The organism is Bacteroidia bacterium (genome assembly GCA_027493955.1).
Lineage (GTDB): Bacteria > Bacteroidota > Ignavibacteria > SZUA-365 > SZUA-365 > JAOSJT01.
Genome location: JAOSJT010000001.1, coordinates 787943 through 804013 on the forward strand (window position 1 = coordinate 787943; position 16071 = coordinate 804013).

At 57.9% G+C, this 16071-nt stretch carries 16 protein-coding genes and 1 pseudogene; 16 read left to right on the top strand and 1 reads right to left on the bottom strand.

From position 1 onward, the window contains the following. Window positions 1-220 precede the first annotated feature (220 nt). The 16 genes and pseudogenes from M5R41_03080 to M5R41_03155 all read left to right on the top strand — a co-directional run bounded on the left by M5R41_03080 (window position 221) and on the right by M5R41_03155 (window position 15384). Complete coding sequence (locus M5R41_03080) at window positions 221-634, top strand: DUF1801 domain-containing protein (GenBank protein ID MCZ7555374.1); 414 nt, start codon at window positions 221-223, stop codon at window positions 632-634. Window positions 635-1294: 660 nt separating this feature from the next. After that, window positions 1295-2533 (top strand): T9SS type A sorting domain-containing protein, encoded by a 1239-nt coding sequence (locus tag M5R41_03085; GenBank protein MCZ7555375.1) that lies wholly within the window; start codon window positions 1295-1297, stop codon window positions 2531-2533. A 231-nt stretch (window positions 2534-2764) separates the two neighbouring features. Next, complete coding sequence (locus tag M5R41_03090) at window positions 2765-3460, top strand: ribonuclease H-like domain-containing protein (GenBank protein ID MCZ7555376.1); 696 nt, start codon at window positions 2765-2767, stop codon at window positions 3458-3460. Window positions 3461-3493: 33 nt separating this feature from the next. Next, entirely contained in the window at window positions 3494-4069 is a 576-nt protein-coding gene (locus M5R41_03095; GenBank protein MCZ7555377.1) for a macro domain-containing protein, read from the top strand. Between the two features lie 35 nt (window positions 4070-4104). Continuing rightward, a complete protein-coding gene (gene hppD / locus M5R41_03100) occupies window positions 4105-5217 on the top strand; it encodes a 4-hydroxyphenylpyruvate dioxygenase (protein ID MCZ7555378.1) in 1113 nt (370 codons plus the stop codon). Between the two features lie 222 nt (window positions 5218-5439). Beyond that, window positions 5440-5940, top strand: coding sequence for an NYN domain-containing protein (locus M5R41_03105; GenBank protein ID MCZ7555379.1), 501 nt, complete (start codon window positions 5440-5442; stop codon window positions 5938-5940). Window positions 5941-6000: 60 nt separating this feature from the next. After that, window positions 6001-6816, top strand: a complete 816-nt coding sequence (locus M5R41_03110) for an ABC transporter permease (GenBank protein MCZ7555380.1) — start codon at window positions 6001-6003, stop codon at window positions 6814-6816. After that, window positions 6816-7559 carry an ABC transporter ATP-binding protein gene (locus tag M5R41_03115; GenBank protein MCZ7555381.1) on the top strand — a complete coding sequence of 248 codons (744 nt, stop codon included), beginning with the start codon at window positions 6816-6818 and terminating at the stop codon, window positions 7557-7559. The genes M5R41_03110 and M5R41_03115 overlap by 1 nt, the downstream gene beginning before the upstream one ends. Then, window positions 7556-8620, top strand: a complete 1065-nt coding sequence (locus tag M5R41_03120; GenBank protein ID MCZ7555382.1) for an MlaD family protein — start codon at window positions 7556-7558, stop codon at window positions 8618-8620. Before M5R41_03115 ends, M5R41_03120 begins: the two co-directional genes overlap by 4 nt. Then, the gene (locus M5R41_03125; protein ID MCZ7555383.1) at window positions 8617-9522 is read left to right on the top strand and encodes a PfkB family carbohydrate kinase; all 906 of its coding nucleotides are present in this window, start codon (window positions 8617-8619) and stop codon (window positions 9520-9522) included. Before M5R41_03120 ends, M5R41_03125 begins: the two co-directional genes overlap by 4 nt. Further along, the gene (locus M5R41_03130) at window positions 9519-10460 is read left to right on the top strand and encodes an NAD(P)-dependent oxidoreductase (protein ID MCZ7555384.1); all 942 of its coding nucleotides are present in this window, start codon (window positions 9519-9521) and stop codon (window positions 10458-10460) included. The genes M5R41_03125 and M5R41_03130 overlap by 4 nt, the downstream gene beginning before the upstream one ends. A gap of 23 nt (window positions 10461-10483) precedes the next feature. Beyond that, window positions 10484-11772, top strand: a pseudogene (gene serS, locus M5R41_03135) (serine--tRNA ligase). A 78-nt stretch (window positions 11773-11850) separates the two neighbouring features. Next, the gene (locus tag M5R41_03140; GenBank protein ID MCZ7555385.1) at window positions 11851-12639 is read left to right on the top strand and encodes an HAD family hydrolase; all 789 of its coding nucleotides are present in this window, start codon (window positions 11851-11853) and stop codon (window positions 12637-12639) included. Further along, entirely contained in the window at window positions 12636-12947 is a 312-nt protein-coding gene (locus M5R41_03145; protein ID MCZ7555386.1) for a hypothetical protein, read from the top strand. The genes M5R41_03140 and M5R41_03145 overlap by 4 nt, the downstream gene beginning before the upstream one ends. Continuing rightward, a complete protein-coding gene (locus tag M5R41_03150; GenBank protein MCZ7555387.1) occupies window positions 12905-14383 on the top strand; it encodes an ABC transporter ATP-binding protein/permease in 1479 nt (492 codons plus the stop codon). Before M5R41_03145 ends, M5R41_03150 begins: the two co-directional genes overlap by 43 nt. Continuing rightward, on the top strand, window positions 14380-15384 hold the full coding sequence (locus M5R41_03155; GenBank protein MCZ7555388.1) for a bifunctional oligoribonuclease/PAP phosphatase NrnA: 1005 nt from the start codon (window positions 14380-14382) through the stop codon (window positions 15382-15384). Before M5R41_03150 ends, M5R41_03155 begins: the two co-directional genes overlap by 4 nt. 150 nt (window positions 15385-15534) lie before the next feature. On the opposite strand, the gene M5R41_03160 is transcribed toward M5R41_03155, so the two are convergent. Continuing rightward, a complete protein-coding gene (locus M5R41_03160) occupies window positions 15535-16005 on the bottom strand; it encodes a periplasmic heavy metal sensor (GenBank protein ID MCZ7555389.1) in 471 nt (156 codons plus the stop codon). Window positions 16006-16071 lie beyond the last annotated feature (66 nt).

The window sequence follows — 16071 nt, forward strand, 5'->3', positions numbered from 1 at the left end:
AGAGTAAACGGTGAAGGGTAAGGAGTAAAGAGTAGAGAGCCCGAAGCGCGATAGCTCCTCTAACACCGAGCTTCAGCCCGGAGTCCGATCTGATTGCATGACCGTGAGCCCGTCGGTCATGGCCCGCAGAAGGCTGAGAGCTCTTGCATCCTTCGCAGCCATTCCGTACAATCAAGCTGCTCGTCACGGAAAGCATCACATACATATTCGCAGGAATGCTATGGCAAAGATCAAGACCCATGCCACGGACGTCAGCGTCATGGAGTTCATAGAGAAAAAGACGCAGGGGGTGAAGCGCGATGATACGCTCGCCCTTCTGGATTTGTGCAGCGAAATAAGCGGTTTTCCGCCGGTGATGTGGGGCCCCTCCATTATCGGCTTCGGTCAATATCACTACCGCTACGCAAGCGGACACGAGGGCGACATGCCTGTCGTCGCGTTTTCGCCGCGGAAGGAAGCCCTCGTCGTGTATCTCTCCGAACACGAGGGACGCGACGAGTTGCTCGCACGGCTGGGGAAGTACAAAATCGGAAAAGCGTGTCTGTACATCAAAAAGCTCGCCGACGTGGATGTCGCCGTGCTACGTCAGCTCATTGTCGTCTCGATGGAATATGTCAGATCTCTGTATCCCTGAACTCCCGCTGTTTCCGTCGTCACAAAATACGCAGCTCGGGTGATTTCCTGCCCTTACCCTGCGAGCGGAAAGCGACAATGAGAGTGCGTTTTCCGTGAACTACGAGCATCCCCGCTGATAATCCGCTGCGGCAGGGCATAGAAATTCATGGAACGCCCATTTATCCACCGCATGTGGGCGATTCATGGAACGCCCATTTTTGTAAGCAGAATGTGGGAGGTTCACAGATTACTCCTAATTTGTTGAAGCAACAACGTACGCTTAAATCGTTGGGAATGTCGCTCAGTGAACCAGGGCCCGGTCAGATCCTGCTTGGTAGCACTGCCGGAATAACCTGTCGTCCTTGATACGGCGATCAGGAGAGGAGCAGAAGATGCGCTCAGCGGAGACATTTCCATCAGGCCAGGAATACCGCGATTGCGAAGCCGGCTTTGCGACGTAGCCCAAGTAGTTGCGTGAATCCATCGGTCGGATACGACAAATCTGCTCTTCTTTCACCCGTGCTCCGGAATGAAACATTCCCGAATACGGATTACGTACATCATATTTATAACAGTACTTTAATTAATGTTGATAAGTCATAGTAATATAATGTACTAGAGTCTTTGGCACGGTTCATGAATGTAATTGATCGAGTCTGTTTTGAACATAGGTCGGTCAATGAAAAATCTCCGCTACACCACTCTCGCAATTCTCTTCACTCTGCTCACAATAATCTTCAATGCTCAGTCGCAGATTGTGTTAAGCAGCTTCGACTTCAACAGCATCCCGTTGACGACGGCCACAGCCGGTCCGAATGCCACATCGGTGAACAACAATGCCGAGACCGATGGCCGCGGCGTGTGCTTTCAGACGAGCGGCGCAAACGTCGGTGTGGATCTTGTGCTCCCGACAGCCTCAATCCTCTCGAATCTGTCGAGCCTCGACCTCGTCATGGAATTCGCGAGAAATGAGGGTACGGCCTATCTTTTTGAAGGTGGCTCGAATAACTTGCGTTTGGAGGGAGGGGTTTTGTACTTCACATACGCTGCGCGCCGCAATGCCAATAATAACAACAATCCCGTGATTGTGACGCTGCAGTATGGCGGACTGCCTGTCAGTTCTTCCGGTCAGTTTTCCACAATTCGCGCCGCCTATGACGCAGTGACCGGTGTCGGAGCACTGTTCGTCAATAACTCTCTGGTCGCCTCCAATCAGGGTACCGCGAACCGTCCCCTTGTTTGGACCGGCGCGGATAATTTCACCATCGGACGTATGATGGACGGAAGCGGGAACGGCTTCGTGATGCTCGGATCTTTTGCGCTGCACAGTGGACTCATCAGCGCTCTCCCGGTGGAACTCGTATCCTTCTCTGCGCTCAAGCGCGCCAATACGGTGGAATTACGCTGGAATACCGCTACCGAGCTCAACAACTACGGCTTCGAGGTGGAACGCTCGTTCGACAAGAAGCACTGGGAGGTCCTGGACTTCGTACCGGGGCATGGCACCGTGAACAGCCCGCGCAGCTACACCTGGAGTGACGCCTCCGCACTGCGCAGCAACAGAAACGACGTCCATTACCGTCTCCGCCAGATCGACCGCGACGGCAGCTTCGAATACTCCTCCGTCGTGTCGGTGAGTCTTCATGGGGAAACGGGCTTCGCCATTCAACCCGCGTTTCCGAATCCTTTCAATCCGTCAACCACGTTTACGCTGCGCCTGCAGACAGAGGAGAGCGTGCATGTGTGCGTAGCCGACGCGAGCGGCCGCATTGTCGCAACCCTGGTGAACGGCGAAATCCTCTCCGCCGGCACGCACAACATCAGCTTCCATGCGGACGACCTCCCCAGCGGCCTGTACTTCGCAATGGTGCGGACCGCTACACAGAGCGGCAGCATCAAGCTGATGCTTCAGAAATAACCGATCGCCTTCGGTGCCCGCAGGCACTGTTCGATCAGACTCAGGAAACAGCGGTGGACTTCCACCGCTGTTTCTGTTACAGGATGACCGATGCCAGGTTCTCACCGAAGCTGTTAGACCGATCGGAGAACGCAGGGCAGCCCCGCGTCCGGTCTGAGGAATTGCATGGAAAGCGGATGAAGCATTAGCTACATTAAATGAATATTCGCAACAGGTTATGGGAGTTACCTCATGCGCTCACGAATCATTCTCGACATCGAAACCTCCGGCGTTCCCTTTGATTCTCTGGATGCCGAACAGCAGCAGTACCTGCTGAAATTCACTATCTCCGAAGAAGACCGCGAAGAGGAGAAACGCAAGGTGAACCTCTACCCCTACACGGCTTCCGTTGTCGCCATCGGCATGCTAAATGTGGACTCGGAGGCCGCGCGCGTGTACTATCTGCCCGGTGAGGCGGATGAAGAGGCTTGGACCTCGCCTGATGGGCGGACGGAGTTTATACCACTCGACGAACGCTCCATGCTCGAGTTCTTCTGGCGGGACGTCCGGCCGTATGAGCAAATCATCACGTTCAACGGACGCATGTTCGATGCGCCGTTCCTGCACGTGCGTTCCGCCATGCTTGGCGTGCCGGCATCGCGCTCGCTCATGCCGCCGCGATACAATTCCACCAGCCACTTCGACCTCATGGAACAGCTCACGTTTTTCCATGCCACACGACGCTTCAGCCTGGATTTTCTCTGCACCGCGTTCGGGATAGACAGTCCCAAGCGCCATGGTGTGACCGGACATGACATCAACGCATTTGTAGCTGCGGGACGATTTCGCGACATTGCGGTATACAACGAGCGTGATCTGCGCGCGACGCGGGAGCTCTACCTGCGATGGATGCATTCCTGGCCTGGAGGGGACCGCGTTGCGGGTTGAATCGCGCCGACCCGCAACAATGCTGGAAGAGCCATGATCAATCCACTCCGCCCGAATCTTCCTCCGGGCGTACTGTATCTGCGTGAGTACGGACCGGTGACCTTCGAAATCGTGCATGGCGACATCACCGACGAAGTGACGGACGCCATCGTCAATGCCGCCAATGAACACCTGCAGCACGGAGGAGGCGTCGCCGCCGCCATCGTCGAAAAGGGAGGCGACATTATTCAAATCGAAAGCAACCGGCTTGCACCCGTCCCGGTGGGCGAAGCGGTGGTGACCGGACCCGGACAGCTTCCTGTCCGCTTTATCATTCACACGGTGGGGCCGCAATGGCGGGGCGGCGGGTTCGGTGAAGAAGAACAACTCGCCGAAGCCGTGCTCAGCGCCCTCAAACGCGCTACGGAACTCGGCCTGGAAAGTCTGTCGTTGCCCGCGGTGAGTTGCGGAATTTTTTCCTATCCACCTGCCCACGCCGCTGGCGTCATAATTCGGACAATTCGTATCTTTTGTAAGGAACAGGAAACATCGCTGCGGCACATCCGCTGTACGATACTGGAACGCGACACGGCCGAGCTCTTCGGTCGCGTCCTTCAGCACGAAGTGTAATCACGTACTAATTTTTTCGATAGACTGGAGCAACAATGCAGGTAGACACCAAAGAACTCCATGCGGATCTGCTGCCTCTCCGCGCCGTGCAACACGTGGAGATTTACTGCGGCAACGCGAAGCAATCCGCGTACTATTACCGCCAGGCCTTCGGGTTTTCGCTCGTCGGCTATCTCGGGCCCGAAACCGGTGTGCGCGATCGCGTTTCCTACGCCCTGCAGCAGGGCAAGGTGCGTTTCATCCTCACGACACCGATTCTGGAAGACGGTATCATCCCGTTTCTGGGCAAACACGGCGACAGCGTCCGTGACATCGCCCTCGAAACGAGTGACGCGGAATTCTGCTTCAACACGACAGTAGCCCGGGGGGCAACACCTGTAATGGAGCCGCAGATCATCGAGGATGCTCATGGTAAGGTGAAGATCGCCACTGTTGCCACCTACGGCGACACCGTGCACACCTTCGTGGAAAATCTCGGCTACGACGGTCCGTTTCTTCCCGGTTTCAACGCTATGCCGCACGATCCGATGGCCCGGCCCGTCGGACTCAAGCACATCGACCATATCGTGGGCAATGTGGATTGGAATCAGATGGAAACCTGGGTGAAATTCTACACGGATGTGTTCGGCTTCTCCCGTTTCGTGTCCTTCGACGACAAAGACATCTCCACCGAGTACTCGGCGCTGCGGTCCACCGTGGTCTCCAATCAGAACAAGTGGATCAAGTTTCCCATCAACGAACCGGCCGAAGGCCTCAAAAAAAGTCAGATCGAAGAATACATCGTCTTCCACAACGGCGCCGGCGTGCAGCATATCGCCATCGAAACCGACGACATCATCGCCACCATCGCGCAGATGCGGGCGCAGGGCGTGGAATTCCTCGACATCCCCATGTCGTATTACGACGATCTCATCGAGCGTGTGGGTCCCATCGACGAGGATTTGAGCAAGCTCAAAGATCTGAATATTCTCGTGGACCGCGACGACAAGGGGTATATGCTCCAGATCTTCACCAAGCCAGTGGAAGACCGACCCACCTTGTTTATCGAAATCATTCAGCGCAAAGGGGGCGAGAGCTTCGGCAAGGGGAATTTCAAAGCGCTGTTCGTGTCCATCGAGCGCGAGCAGGAGCGCCGCGGCAATCTCTGACAATTTCCATCTCCGCAAAACGGTCGCATCCTTCGCGGAGGCGACCGTTTTTTTTTAGTTCATAAGGAGTTGCGCTGTCACACGTTGCTGACGGAAGAAATGTGCAAAAATGCGCCGTATGCGGCGGACGCATGCTTCGGGGCAGCAGAAACAACCTTGCACGGATGACGCACCTTTGCTGCATCCGCTGATCCGTAATTCCGAATTCCGTACATTGCACATGTGGAGTTCAAGAAGACCTATATCGACGGCTACAACGTCCTCCGGAAGATTTCCCGTCTCGAACGGCTGATGCATTCCAATGGGGATGCGGCGCGTCGCGGATTCATCGATTTCGTGCGTAAACGTTCGCGCAATCTTGGTCATGTCGTCGTGGTATTCGACGGACACGGCGAATCCATAGGAGGCGGACCGAAAATCAGCACCGTCTATTCGCTGACCCGCACCGCCGATTCCTGGATACGGCAGAGTCTCGAGCGTGATCGGCATCCCCGTATGGTACTCGTCGTTTCCTCCGATAATGAAATTCGTGCGCATGCGCTGGCCTGCGAAGCCGAAGTCATGTCCGCAAAGGAATTCATAGACGAGGGAACACCCGTTGACCGGGAGGAAAATCTCGAGCAGTATCTGAAGAACCGCAGCCTGTCGGAAGCGGAAATCGCGACCTGGCTGCATGCCTTCGGTGAGGCCTCCGCCAAGCACCGTGGCGGTGGCGCGAGGTAACATTGGAAATTGCGGCGGTATTTTCTAGCTTAAAGGATACCCAAAATACAGGGTAGCACTATGGCCGAGCCACAGCAAGCACCACGAGAAACATATCTGCAATTCACGATGATGCGCTTGCGCCGCTCGATGGAAGAGGTGTATCAGATCACCATCTTCGGCCTCCGCTTTTTCAAGTATGTGTTCACACCGCCCTACGAATGGGCGCAGGTGCGCAAGCATCTCGACGACCTCGGGGCAAAATCCATTCCGTTGCTCACCGTCGTGGGCCTCATCATGGGACTGATTCTCGCACTGCAGTCGCGTCCCACACTGGACCGCTTCGGGGCGGGGGCTTTTCTGCCGGCCATGCTCGCCCTTACCATCGTCCGGGAGATGGGACCGGTGATCACGGCCCTTATCGTGGCAGGACGCGTCAGCTCCGGTATCGGCGCGGAAGTCGGTTCGATGAAAGTCACGGAACAGATAGACGCGCTGGAAGTCAGCGCGGTGGATCCGTTCAACTACCTCGTGGTGACGCGTGTGCTGGCCTGCATCATCATGCTGCCGCTGCTGACGGCCTACGTGGACTTTCTCGCCATTTCGGGCGGGTATCTCGCGGAGTGGATCGCAAGCAATTCGAGTATGCAATTGTATTTCACCGAAGTCATTCAATCCCTGAAATTCTACGATCTCCTGCCGGGGGTGGGCAAGACGCTGGCCTTCGGGTACATCATCGGCGTGATCGGGGCGTATCAGGGCTTCAATACCAGCCGCGGCACCGAGGGAGTCGGGCGAGCCGCCACCTCCGCCGTGGTGCTCGCGTCACTGAACATCATCTTCCTTGATCTCGTCATTATTCAGCTCACCTTCCTCTTTTTCGGCACCGGCACCTGATGACGCAGAACGGCATACTGATAGACGTACGCGACGTCTGGAAAAGTTTCGGCGACCTGGAGGTCCTGAAAGGTGTGTCCATGCAGGTGCACAAGGGATCCAGCGATGTCATTCTCGGACGCAGCGGCATCGGCAAGAGTGTACTGCTCAAGAGCATCGTGGGTCTCCTGACGCCGGAGAGCGGCAGTATCGAGGTGATGGGGGAGAGAGTCATCGGCATGAAAACCACGGCGCTCAACCGCATCCGCCGGAATATCGGCTACGTGTTTCAATATGCGGCCCTGTATGATTCGCTGACCGTGCGTGAAAATCTGGAGTTTCCGCTCCGAAAACATACAACGCTTGGCGAAGATGAGATTCAGCAGCGCGTAGTGGAACAGCTGGAACTGGTGGGACTCGAGCAGGCGATAGATAAAATGCCGTCCGAACTCAGCGGCGGTATGAAGAAACGTATCGGTCTCGCCCGCGCCATCATCACCCGTCCCGATATTGTGCTCTACGACGAGCCCACCGCCGGTCTGGATCCCATCACCGCGCGCGAAATCAGCGAGCTGATCATCAGTCTGGAAGAGCAGTTCGGCATCACGTCCATCACCGTGACGCATGACCTGGAATGTGCACAGACCATCGCGAACCGGATCTATATACTCGACGACGGCGTCTTTCAGCGCAGCGGCAGCTTCGACGAGCTGAAGGCCTCCACCGATCCAATCACACGAGCATTCTTCAAGGTTGTTCTATGATGAAGCGAACACTGTCCCGGGCCCGCGTCGGCTTTCTGATTTTCGTCGGAGTGCTGACCTTTACGGTGGCGATTTTCTTCGTGGGCGAGAAGAGCCAGATCTTCAGCTCGGTGTTTTACGTGCAGGTGAATTTTCCCAATGCCGAAGGCGTCAAACCCGGTGCCTATGTCGTGCTCAGCGGCTACAACGTAGGCACGGTTTCTACGCTCAAGCTCACCCCGGGAGCGGATTCCGTCCGACTGATTCTGCGTATAGACAGCGACGTATGGAAATTCATCAAAAGTGATTCCAAAGCGGAGATCAAGCAGGAAGGGCTTGTCGGAAATAAATTCATCAATATTGGCATCGGCAGCACGAACGCCGCACGGGTCGAGAATTACGGCTTTGTGCAGGGGGTGCCGCCCTTCGCGCTTGCCGGCCTCGCGGATAATTTCACCGCGATGATGGACACCGCCAAACAGGTATCCGTGGAACTCAACACCCTTCTGGGCAATCTCAACCGCGGGAAGGGTACGGCTGGCCGGCTCCTGCACGACGACGCGCTGTACCTTGAACTCGTGGCCCTGACCGAAGAAACCAAGGAGGGAATCCGCAAAACCAACACGCAGTTGGATCAGCTCTCGAAGCTTCTCGCGAACTCCATGAAAGTCGTGGACCGCGTAGCCCTGAGCGCCGATACCGCCATGGCCAATACCAGCAAGCTGACCGCCGAAGCGGCCTCGCTCATGGAAGACATCAACGCGGGTAAAGGAACTATCGGCGCGCTGCTCAAGGACAGGGAACTCTATGATTCGCTTGTGACCCTGCTGAGCGCGCTGACCGACGTGACCTACGATGCCGGCAACGCGGCGGATCAGACGGCGAAAGGCATTCGCGCCATGCGGGAGCATTGGCTGCTGGGCAGGGTGTTTGGCGGAGAGGATATGGAGAGCGAAGAACCGATGCAGTCCGCCTACGTGAAAAAAATGCGGGAACTGCAGACCCGTCTGCGCGAACTCGAGAAGCGCGAAGAGCGGCTCCGCGCGATAGAGACGGAAAAGGGACAGAAGTCGGGCCGATGAACATCGTCATTCTCGGGCATCTGGTCCTGGATGAGATCCACACCTTCGATGGCGGCATTATCGAAAGCGCGGGGGGCATCACCTTTCCGCTGTCGGCTTTCGCCGCGGCGTCCGCACCGGAGGATGTGCTGCTTCCCGTGTTTCCGTACGGGAGCGATGCCGGCGACGTGCTGCGCGGACTCTTGCGCGACTTCCCGAATATAGACGCTTCGCATTGCACCGCTGTCGCGGAAGCAAATACGCGGGTGCGCTTGTTCCACGATGCCCACGCCGGCTACAACACGCAGCTCGTTTCCAGTCTCGGCTCCATCTCGCGCGACAGTCTCCAACGCGTGCTCCCGCAGGCACAGCTCGTGTATCTCAACATGATGACGGGACAGGACATACTCCCATCGGAGGCGGCGCTTCTCCGTGATCCGGGCCGTCTCGTGTATCTGGATTTGCACATGATCGCCTACCGCGTTCGTCCGGATGGTCATCGCGAACCCGCCGCGCCGTCCGATTGGGCGCAGTGGGCACGCGCAACGGATGTGCTGCAGTGCAACGAGCGGGAATTCGCGGCCTTCCTCCCGGATGACGCAGACGACGCATCGCGTGTGCGCCGACTCTTCGATGCCGCCGATCTCCGCTGTGTCGTGATTACACGGGGCGAAAAGGGTGCGGACATTTTTCTCCCCTCCGGAGAGCGCGCGCATGTACCCGCGGAGCCGGTCACGCGTCTTGTGGACACCACCGGATGCGGCGATACTTTCGGCAGCGTGTTCGCATTGGGCCTGGCCCGGAACGAAAACGTCGAGCTTGCCGCCCGCCGGGCGGCACGGGCCGCGTCCTTCGTGGCCTCGGTACCGGGGTCGCACGGTATCGGCGGATTACGTGCGGTACTTGCGGAGGCGCTACCATGAAAGTGCTTATCACTGGTGCGCACGGCTTGCTCGGGCAGAAGCTGGCGCTCGTACTTGGGGCGGAAACGCGCTGGGAACTGCTGCTGACGGATCTTGCGCCCCGCACGTTTTTCATCAACGAGCGCTTCGACTATCAGCAGCTCGACATCACCATCCGCACAGATGTGAAAAGTCTCATCGCCGCCTACAAGCCTGACGTGATCATCAATACCGCGGCCATGACCGATGTGGACGGTTGCGAGACGGACAAAGTCGCGGCATGGAGTCTCAACACGGACGCATTGAAGCACCTCATCATCGGTGCCCGGCGCATCGAGGGCTGCCGTATCGTTCAGCTCTCCACCGATTACGTGTTCGATGGCCGCAGCGGCCCCTACGACGAGCAGTCGCGTCCCGCACCCCTGAGCTATTACGGCAAATCCAAGCTTGCCGCGGAAAACGCGCTGCGCAGCAGCGGGGTGGATGGACTCATCGTCCGTACGCAGGTGCTGTACGGCACCGGATATGAGGTCAGGAAAAATTTCGTCTCCTGGGTGTTGTCCCAGTTGGAAAAAAACACTCCGTTCAAGGTCGTGGACGATCAGACAGGCAATCCAACGCTTGCGGACGACCTGGCCTGGGGCATTCTCAAGCTGATCGAGCGCGGTTGCAGCGGCGTGTATCATGTGAGTGGCCCGGAGGCCATAACCCGTTTTTCATTTGCCCGAAAAATTGCCGACATTTTCGGGTTCCAACCGGGACTCATCACCCGGACCACCTCGGCGGAAATCGGCCAGGCCGCAAACCGTCCCATGGACAGCACCTTCATCACGCTGAAATTCGAAGCTGCCACCGGCACACGACTCGGCGATACCGCGCAGGGCCTCGAGCGCCTGCGCTATCAGATCAGGGATGGAGCGGAGCACACCGGTCTGTTATCCGATCCGCGATTCAAATAATTTTCACTCATCGACAATGCTCTATGCTTGACATCAGAAGAATCCGTGAGCAGCCCGACCTCGTGCGTCAGGGCATCGCAAACAAAAATGAAAAAGGCGATCTCGACGCGGTGCTCGCACTCGATCGCCGCCGCCGCGACATCATCGCAGAGGTCGAGGTGTTGAAGAATACCCGGAATGTCGTTTCCGAGGAAATCGCGCGGCTCAAAAAGGAGAAAATCGCCGCCGAGGACAAAATTGCGGAAATGAAGACCGTGTCCGACCGCATCAAGTCCATGGACGAAGAACTGCGGGGCGTGGAAGAGCAGCTCGAAGGCGCGTTGCTCTATCTTCCGAATCTCTGTCACAGCTCCGTGCCCGTGGGCGGGGGCGGCCGACAATTTGGTCGTGCGGGAATGGATCCCTGATCACACGATGAATCTGAAGGAGGAAGCGGATTTTCCGCTCCTCGATCATGTGGAACTCGGAAAAAAGCTGAACATTCTCGATTTCGAACGCGGAACGAAACTCAGCGGCAGCGGCTTTCCGCTCTATGTCGGCCGCGGCGCGCCACACTCGAGCGCGCCCTTATCAATTTCATGCTGGACACCCATCTGCGCGAGCATGGCTATCGCGAGGTGTTCCCGCCCTTCGCCGTCAATACCGATTCCATGAGGGGCACGGGACAACTTCCGAAAATGGCGGAGGACATGTACCGCTGCGCCGACGACGATCTCTACCTGATTCCGACGGCTGAAGTGCCCATCACCAACATGTACCGCGACGACATACTCGGCCCGGAAGAGGTACCCGCGTATTTCTGCGGCTATTCCGCCTGTTTCAGGCGCGAAGCGGGCTCCTACGGCAAGCAGACCAAGGGCTTCCTCCGCGTGCATCAGTTCAACAAAGTCGAGCTGGTGAAATTCGTGTCTTCCGCCACGTCGTACGACGAGCTGGAGTCGCTGGTGGTGAATGTCGAGAACATACTCCGCGCGCTGGGCATACCGTATCGCGTCCTGCAGCTCTGCACGGGCGACACCTCCTTCGCATCGGCGAAAACCTACGACATCGAAGTCTGGTCGCCGACAGAACGCAACTGGCTCGAAGCGTCGTCGTGCAGCAATTTCGAGGATTTCGGGCGCGCCGGGCGAATATTCGCTGGCGTCCGGAAGGACAGAAGAGCAAGCCGGAATTCGTGCATACGCTTAACGGCTCGGGACTGGCCACATCGCGGCTCATGGTGTCGCTGCTCGAAAACTGCCAGACGCCCGAGGGCAAGGTCATTGTGCCGAAAGTCTTGCAGCCCTATACAGGCTTCAGTATCATCGAATAGACGGGCGAACCCGCGCACAAGCTCCCGCGGCCGACGGCGGCGGGAGTTTTTCCTTTCCATGACGTGTTATATCTGCTTATGAGCATCATATCCGCGGTTACCATAGATTTTTGGAACACGCTCGTGGATTCGAGCAACGGGCCTCTCAGGCGCCGGGCGCGCAACGAGGCCATGCAGCGCGTATTTGAGGCCCTGCATCGCGCTTGGGACGAAGACGCCGTGAACGACGCTTTCCGGATAGCGTACGAGCGTTTCGAGCATCGCTGGTACGGCGAGCAGCGCACCATGCGGGCCGACGAATCCGTGCGCATTTTGTGGGATCATCTCAACCTGGACGTACCAGCGGATCTTCACAACGAAGTCGTGCGCCGCATGGAGTGGAGCATACTCGACGGTATGCCGCAACTGCTTCCGCATGCCGGGGATGTTCTGCGCACACTCGCTGCGCACAAGAAAATCGCCCTCATTTCCGACACGGCCATGTCTCCGGGGAGCGTCCTGCGCGAGGTGCTCGTGCAGCACGGTGTTGCGCAGCATTTTCACGCGATGGTGTTTTCCGATGAAACCGGAGTCTCCAAGCCGCATGCGCGTGCCTTCACCACGGCGCTCTCGCAGCTCGGGGCCGAGGCGCGCTCGGCCGTACATATCGGCGACATCGAGCGCACGGACATCGCCGGAGCCAAAGCCAGCGGCATGAGAGCGATACTGTTTCGCGGTGACGTCACGGGCCGCTATCACGGTGAGCAAGATACCGACCGAACAGCGGCGGATGCCATAGCGCACAGCTGGCTGGAAATTGAGAACATCATCGCGGGATGGGACGCGGCCAATGGCGCACCCACCGCACAGACGAAAGGACAGGGATGAAAGCGCTCTGGCGACTCATGCCGTATTTCCGCAAGTATCAGTCCACCATGCTGTGGGGCATTTTTCACATTTTCATCAGCACCGTGTTCGCGGTCGTGGCGCCGGTGTTGATACGGAAGGCCATTGACGGTGTGCAAAGCAATCTGAGCACCACCGCGCTCATCGAATACGCGGCGCTCATCGTGCTCGTCTCCATCATCAGCGGCGTTTTCTCTACCTCACGCGGCAGACCATCATCGTCGTCTCGCGACACATCGAGTACGATCTGCGCAATGATTTTCTCGCGCATCTGCAGAAACTGTCGCTGAACTATTTCAGCACCACGACCACGGGCGACATCATGGCCTATGCCACCAACGACATTTCCGCGGTGCGCATGTTCGTGGGCCCGGCGGTGATGTACACGGCGAACACAGTCTTCAGTTTCATCATCATCGTGGGTGTGATGCTCGCCATCCATCCGTTGCTCACCCTGTACGCGCTGCTGCCTCTGCCGTTGCTCTCGTGGGCGGTGAATCGTCTCGGCAATCTCATTCACAAACGCTACGAGGAAATTCAGCAGCATTATGGTGTGCTCACGAGCAGGGCAAACGAGAATATTTCCGGCATTCGCGTCGTCAAGGCGTATTTACGCGAGCAGTATGAGATCGGTGTGTTCCGCCGTCTGAGCGAAGAGTACCGCGACAGGAATATGCGCATGGTGCGCATACAGTCGCTGTTCATGCCCATGCTGGGTTTGCTCGTGGGGGTGTCGGTCATTCTCATCATCTGGCTCGGGGGACGCGCCGTCATAGCGCAGGAGATGACGCTGGGCGCGCTGATGCAGTTCATCATTTATCTCGGCATGCTCATCTGGCCCATGGCGGCCATCGGGTGGGTGGTGAATCTGGTGCAGCGCGCCTCCGCCTCGATGAAGCGCCTCGATCAGGTGCTGCTGCGCGAGCCGGATATCGCGGACGGTCCCGAAACCGACCACGCAATAGCGCGGTTGCACGGGAATATCCGTTTCGAACATGTCAGCTTCCGCTATGGCGAAAACCTTCCGGAGGTTCTGCGCAACATCGATCTCGAACTCAAAGCGGGAGAAACGCTCGGCATCATCGGTATGACCGGTTCAGGCAAAAGCTCGCTGGTGCAGCTTATCCCGCGGCTGTTCGACGTCTCGACAGGTACCGTTTTCATTGACGGGCATGATGTGCGACGTATCCCGTTGGAGGTGCTGCGGCGTCACATTTCCTTTGTCACGCAGGAAACCTTCCTCTTCTCGGATACCCTGCGCAACAACATCGGCTACGGTGTGGACGGCGCGGACGAAGCCGACGTACTCGAAGCCGCGTCGCTGGCGCAATTGGATAAGGATGTCCGGGATTTTCCCAAAGGGTACGAAACAATGCTCGGTGAACGCGGCATCACCTTGTCCGGTGGCCAGAAGCAGCGGGTGAGTCTCGCGCGCGCGTTGCTGCGCAATCCCACCATACTGATTCTCGACGACGCGCTCTCGGCGGTGGACACGCATACGGAAGAAGACATTCTCCGTCGCCTGCGCACGGTACTCGCCGGACGTACGAGCATACTCATCAGTCATCGCATATCCACCGTGCAGTTGGCGGACCGCATCATCGTGCTTCGCGATGGTGAAATTACGGAGGAGGGGACGCATGAACAGCTCGTCGCGCTCGAAGGTCTGTACGCCGATCTGTATCAGAAGCAGCTTCTCGCGGCCGAACTGGAGGAAATGGAATGAGCGATCCCGCCTTGCCCATGACGGATACCGCCGGCATGCTCGCTGTACTGCGCGGTGAGGGACCGGTCATCATCACGACGCACACAACGCCGGATGCCGATGCGCTCGGGAGTCAGCTCGGACTGTTGCGCTTCCTGCGCGCGCAAGGCCGTGAGGTCCGCGCCATCAATGCCGACGCCGTACCCGAAGCCCTGCGCTTTCTCGACGGTGGCAATGATCTGGAGCGATGGGACGCCGCAGTGCACGAACACGTCGTCCTCGATGCAGCGCTGATCGTCTGCGTGGATCTCAACGAGCGCGGACGTTGCGGGGCGCTCGCTTCCGCACTGGAGCGGAGCGGGGCCACGATTGCCGTCATTGATCATCACCTCGATCCTAAACCCTTCGCGCATCACTATCTCAGCGTCATCGAAGCCTCGTCCACAGCGGAAATCGTGCTCGATCTCATCACCGCTGCCGGCATGCCGCTGGATTTCGCACTCGCGCAGCCGCTGTACGCGGGGATAGTGACGGACACGGGATCGTTCCGATTCGAGCGCACCACCCCCGCGCTGCATCGCAAAGCCGCCCTGCTGCTCGAGGCGGGTGTCGATCCGCAGGACACGCACCGGCGCATCTACGATGACTATCCCGTGGGACGCACGATGCTGCTCGGACGCGTTCTGGCGGATATGCGCCAGGTGTGCGACGGGCGTGTAACGATTCTTCGAGTTACCCGACAGATGTTCGAGGATACCGGCACGTCACTCGAGGATGTGGAGAACATCGTCAATTACGGACTGGGGATACGTGGCGTGGAGGCCACCGCCTTGCTGACGGAAGTGGAAGACACTGTGAAAATCAGCTTCCGTTCACGCGGCGCCATAGCGGTCAACACCATCGCGCAGCAGTTCAACGGGGGAGGGCATCGTCTCGCCGCGGGCGGCCGTGTGTATGGTCAGCCCCTCGAAAGCGTCACACAGCGCGTGGTCAAGGCCCTGTGCAAGGCTGTGGGAGCGTAGGGTACCCATCCTGGACATGCCTTGACCGTTGAGTGCTGAGCATCTTCGCGACAGTGTCGCCAGAAAAAAAAACGAGCAGCGACTATTCTTCGCTGCTCGTCCGCGCGGGTAGCAAGCCCTACTTTCCGCTATCCGCTCATCGTTTTCCTCTTAGTCGTCGTCCTCGTCGTCGTCTCTGTCGCCGTGGCGGCCGGGGCGATGGCCGTCGCGACCCCGCATGCCGCGCATGCCCTCGTCGCGCGATTCGAGCCAGGTCTTCCGCTGCTCGGGTGTGAGGATGTTCATCAGACTCTGACGCATGTCGAAGAGCAGCATTTTCTGCTGAAGCTGTACGTCGGCGATTTCCTTGTTCAGTGCTTCGTAGCGCTTGCGGTCGGGCTGTTCGGCGTCCATGAGTTCCTTGAGGTCGAGACGTTTCTTCTGCACAGCCGCTCGCAGATCAATGCCTTTTTTCCGGTGCTCGCGCATGGCGTCTTTCAGCGCGCTTTTCTGCTCGGCGCTCAGATCAAGCTTCTCGAGACGGCGAAGTCCTTCCTCCCTGAAACCGCGGCCGGGCTGCGCTGAGGCGCCGAAACTCAGGAGCAGCATCATTGCGATAAGGGGAAAAATTTGTCGGGTCATTGCGGTATTCCTTGTTTGATGAAGGTTTCCATGCTAGTTTCGGGGGTATGACACGTCTGCAGAATT

What these genes read in the sequence shown, in the direction of transcription:
- M5R41_03120 (MCZ7555382.1), top strand. Translation starts at nt 7,556, where the DNA reads ATGATGAAGCGAACACTGTCCCGGGCCCGCGTCGGCTTTCTGATTTTC.
- M5R41_03080 (MCZ7555374.1), top strand. Translation starts at nt 221, where the DNA reads ATGGCAAAGATCAAGACCCATGCCACGGACGTCAGCGTCATGGAGTTC.
- M5R41_03140 (MCZ7555385.1), top strand. Translation starts at nt 11,851, where the DNA reads ATGAGCATCATATCCGCGGTTACCATAGATTTTTGGAACACGCTCGTG.
- M5R41_03155 (MCZ7555388.1), top strand. Translation starts at nt 14,380, where the DNA reads ATGAGCGATCCCGCCTTGCCCATGACGGATACCGCCGGCATGCTCGCT.
- M5R41_03125 (MCZ7555383.1), top strand. Translation starts at nt 8,617, where the DNA reads ATGAACATCGTCATTCTCGGGCATCTGGTCCTGGATGAGATCCACACC.
- M5R41_03085 (MCZ7555375.1), top strand. Translation starts at nt 1,295, where the DNA reads ATGAAAAATCTCCGCTACACCACTCTCGCAATTCTCTTCACTCTGCTC.
- M5R41_03095 (MCZ7555377.1), top strand. Translation starts at nt 3,494, where the DNA reads ATGATCAATCCACTCCGCCCGAATCTTCCTCCGGGCGTACTGTATCTG.
- M5R41_03110 (MCZ7555380.1), top strand. Translation starts at nt 6,001, where the DNA reads ATGGCCGAGCCACAGCAAGCACCACGAGAAACATATCTGCAATTCACG.
- M5R41_03115 (MCZ7555381.1), top strand. Translation starts at nt 6,816, where the DNA reads ATGACGCAGAACGGCATACTGATAGACGTACGCGACGTCTGGAAAAGT.
- M5R41_03090 (MCZ7555376.1), top strand. Translation starts at nt 2,765, where the DNA reads ATGCGCTCACGAATCATTCTCGACATCGAAACCTCCGGCGTTCCCTTT.
- M5R41_03145 (MCZ7555386.1), top strand. Translation starts at nt 12,636, where the DNA reads ATGAAAGCGCTCTGGCGACTCATGCCGTATTTCCGCAAGTATCAGTCC.
- hppD (MCZ7555378.1), top strand. Translation starts at nt 4,105, where the DNA reads ATGCAGGTAGACACCAAAGAACTCCATGCGGATCTGCTGCCTCTCCGC.
- M5R41_03160 (MCZ7555389.1), bottom strand. Translation starts at nt 16,005, where the DNA reads ATGACCCGACAAATTTTTCCCCTTATCGCAATGATGCTGCTCCTGAGT.
- M5R41_03130 (MCZ7555384.1), top strand. Translation starts at nt 9,519, where the DNA reads ATGAAAGTGCTTATCACTGGTGCGCACGGCTTGCTCGGGCAGAAGCTG.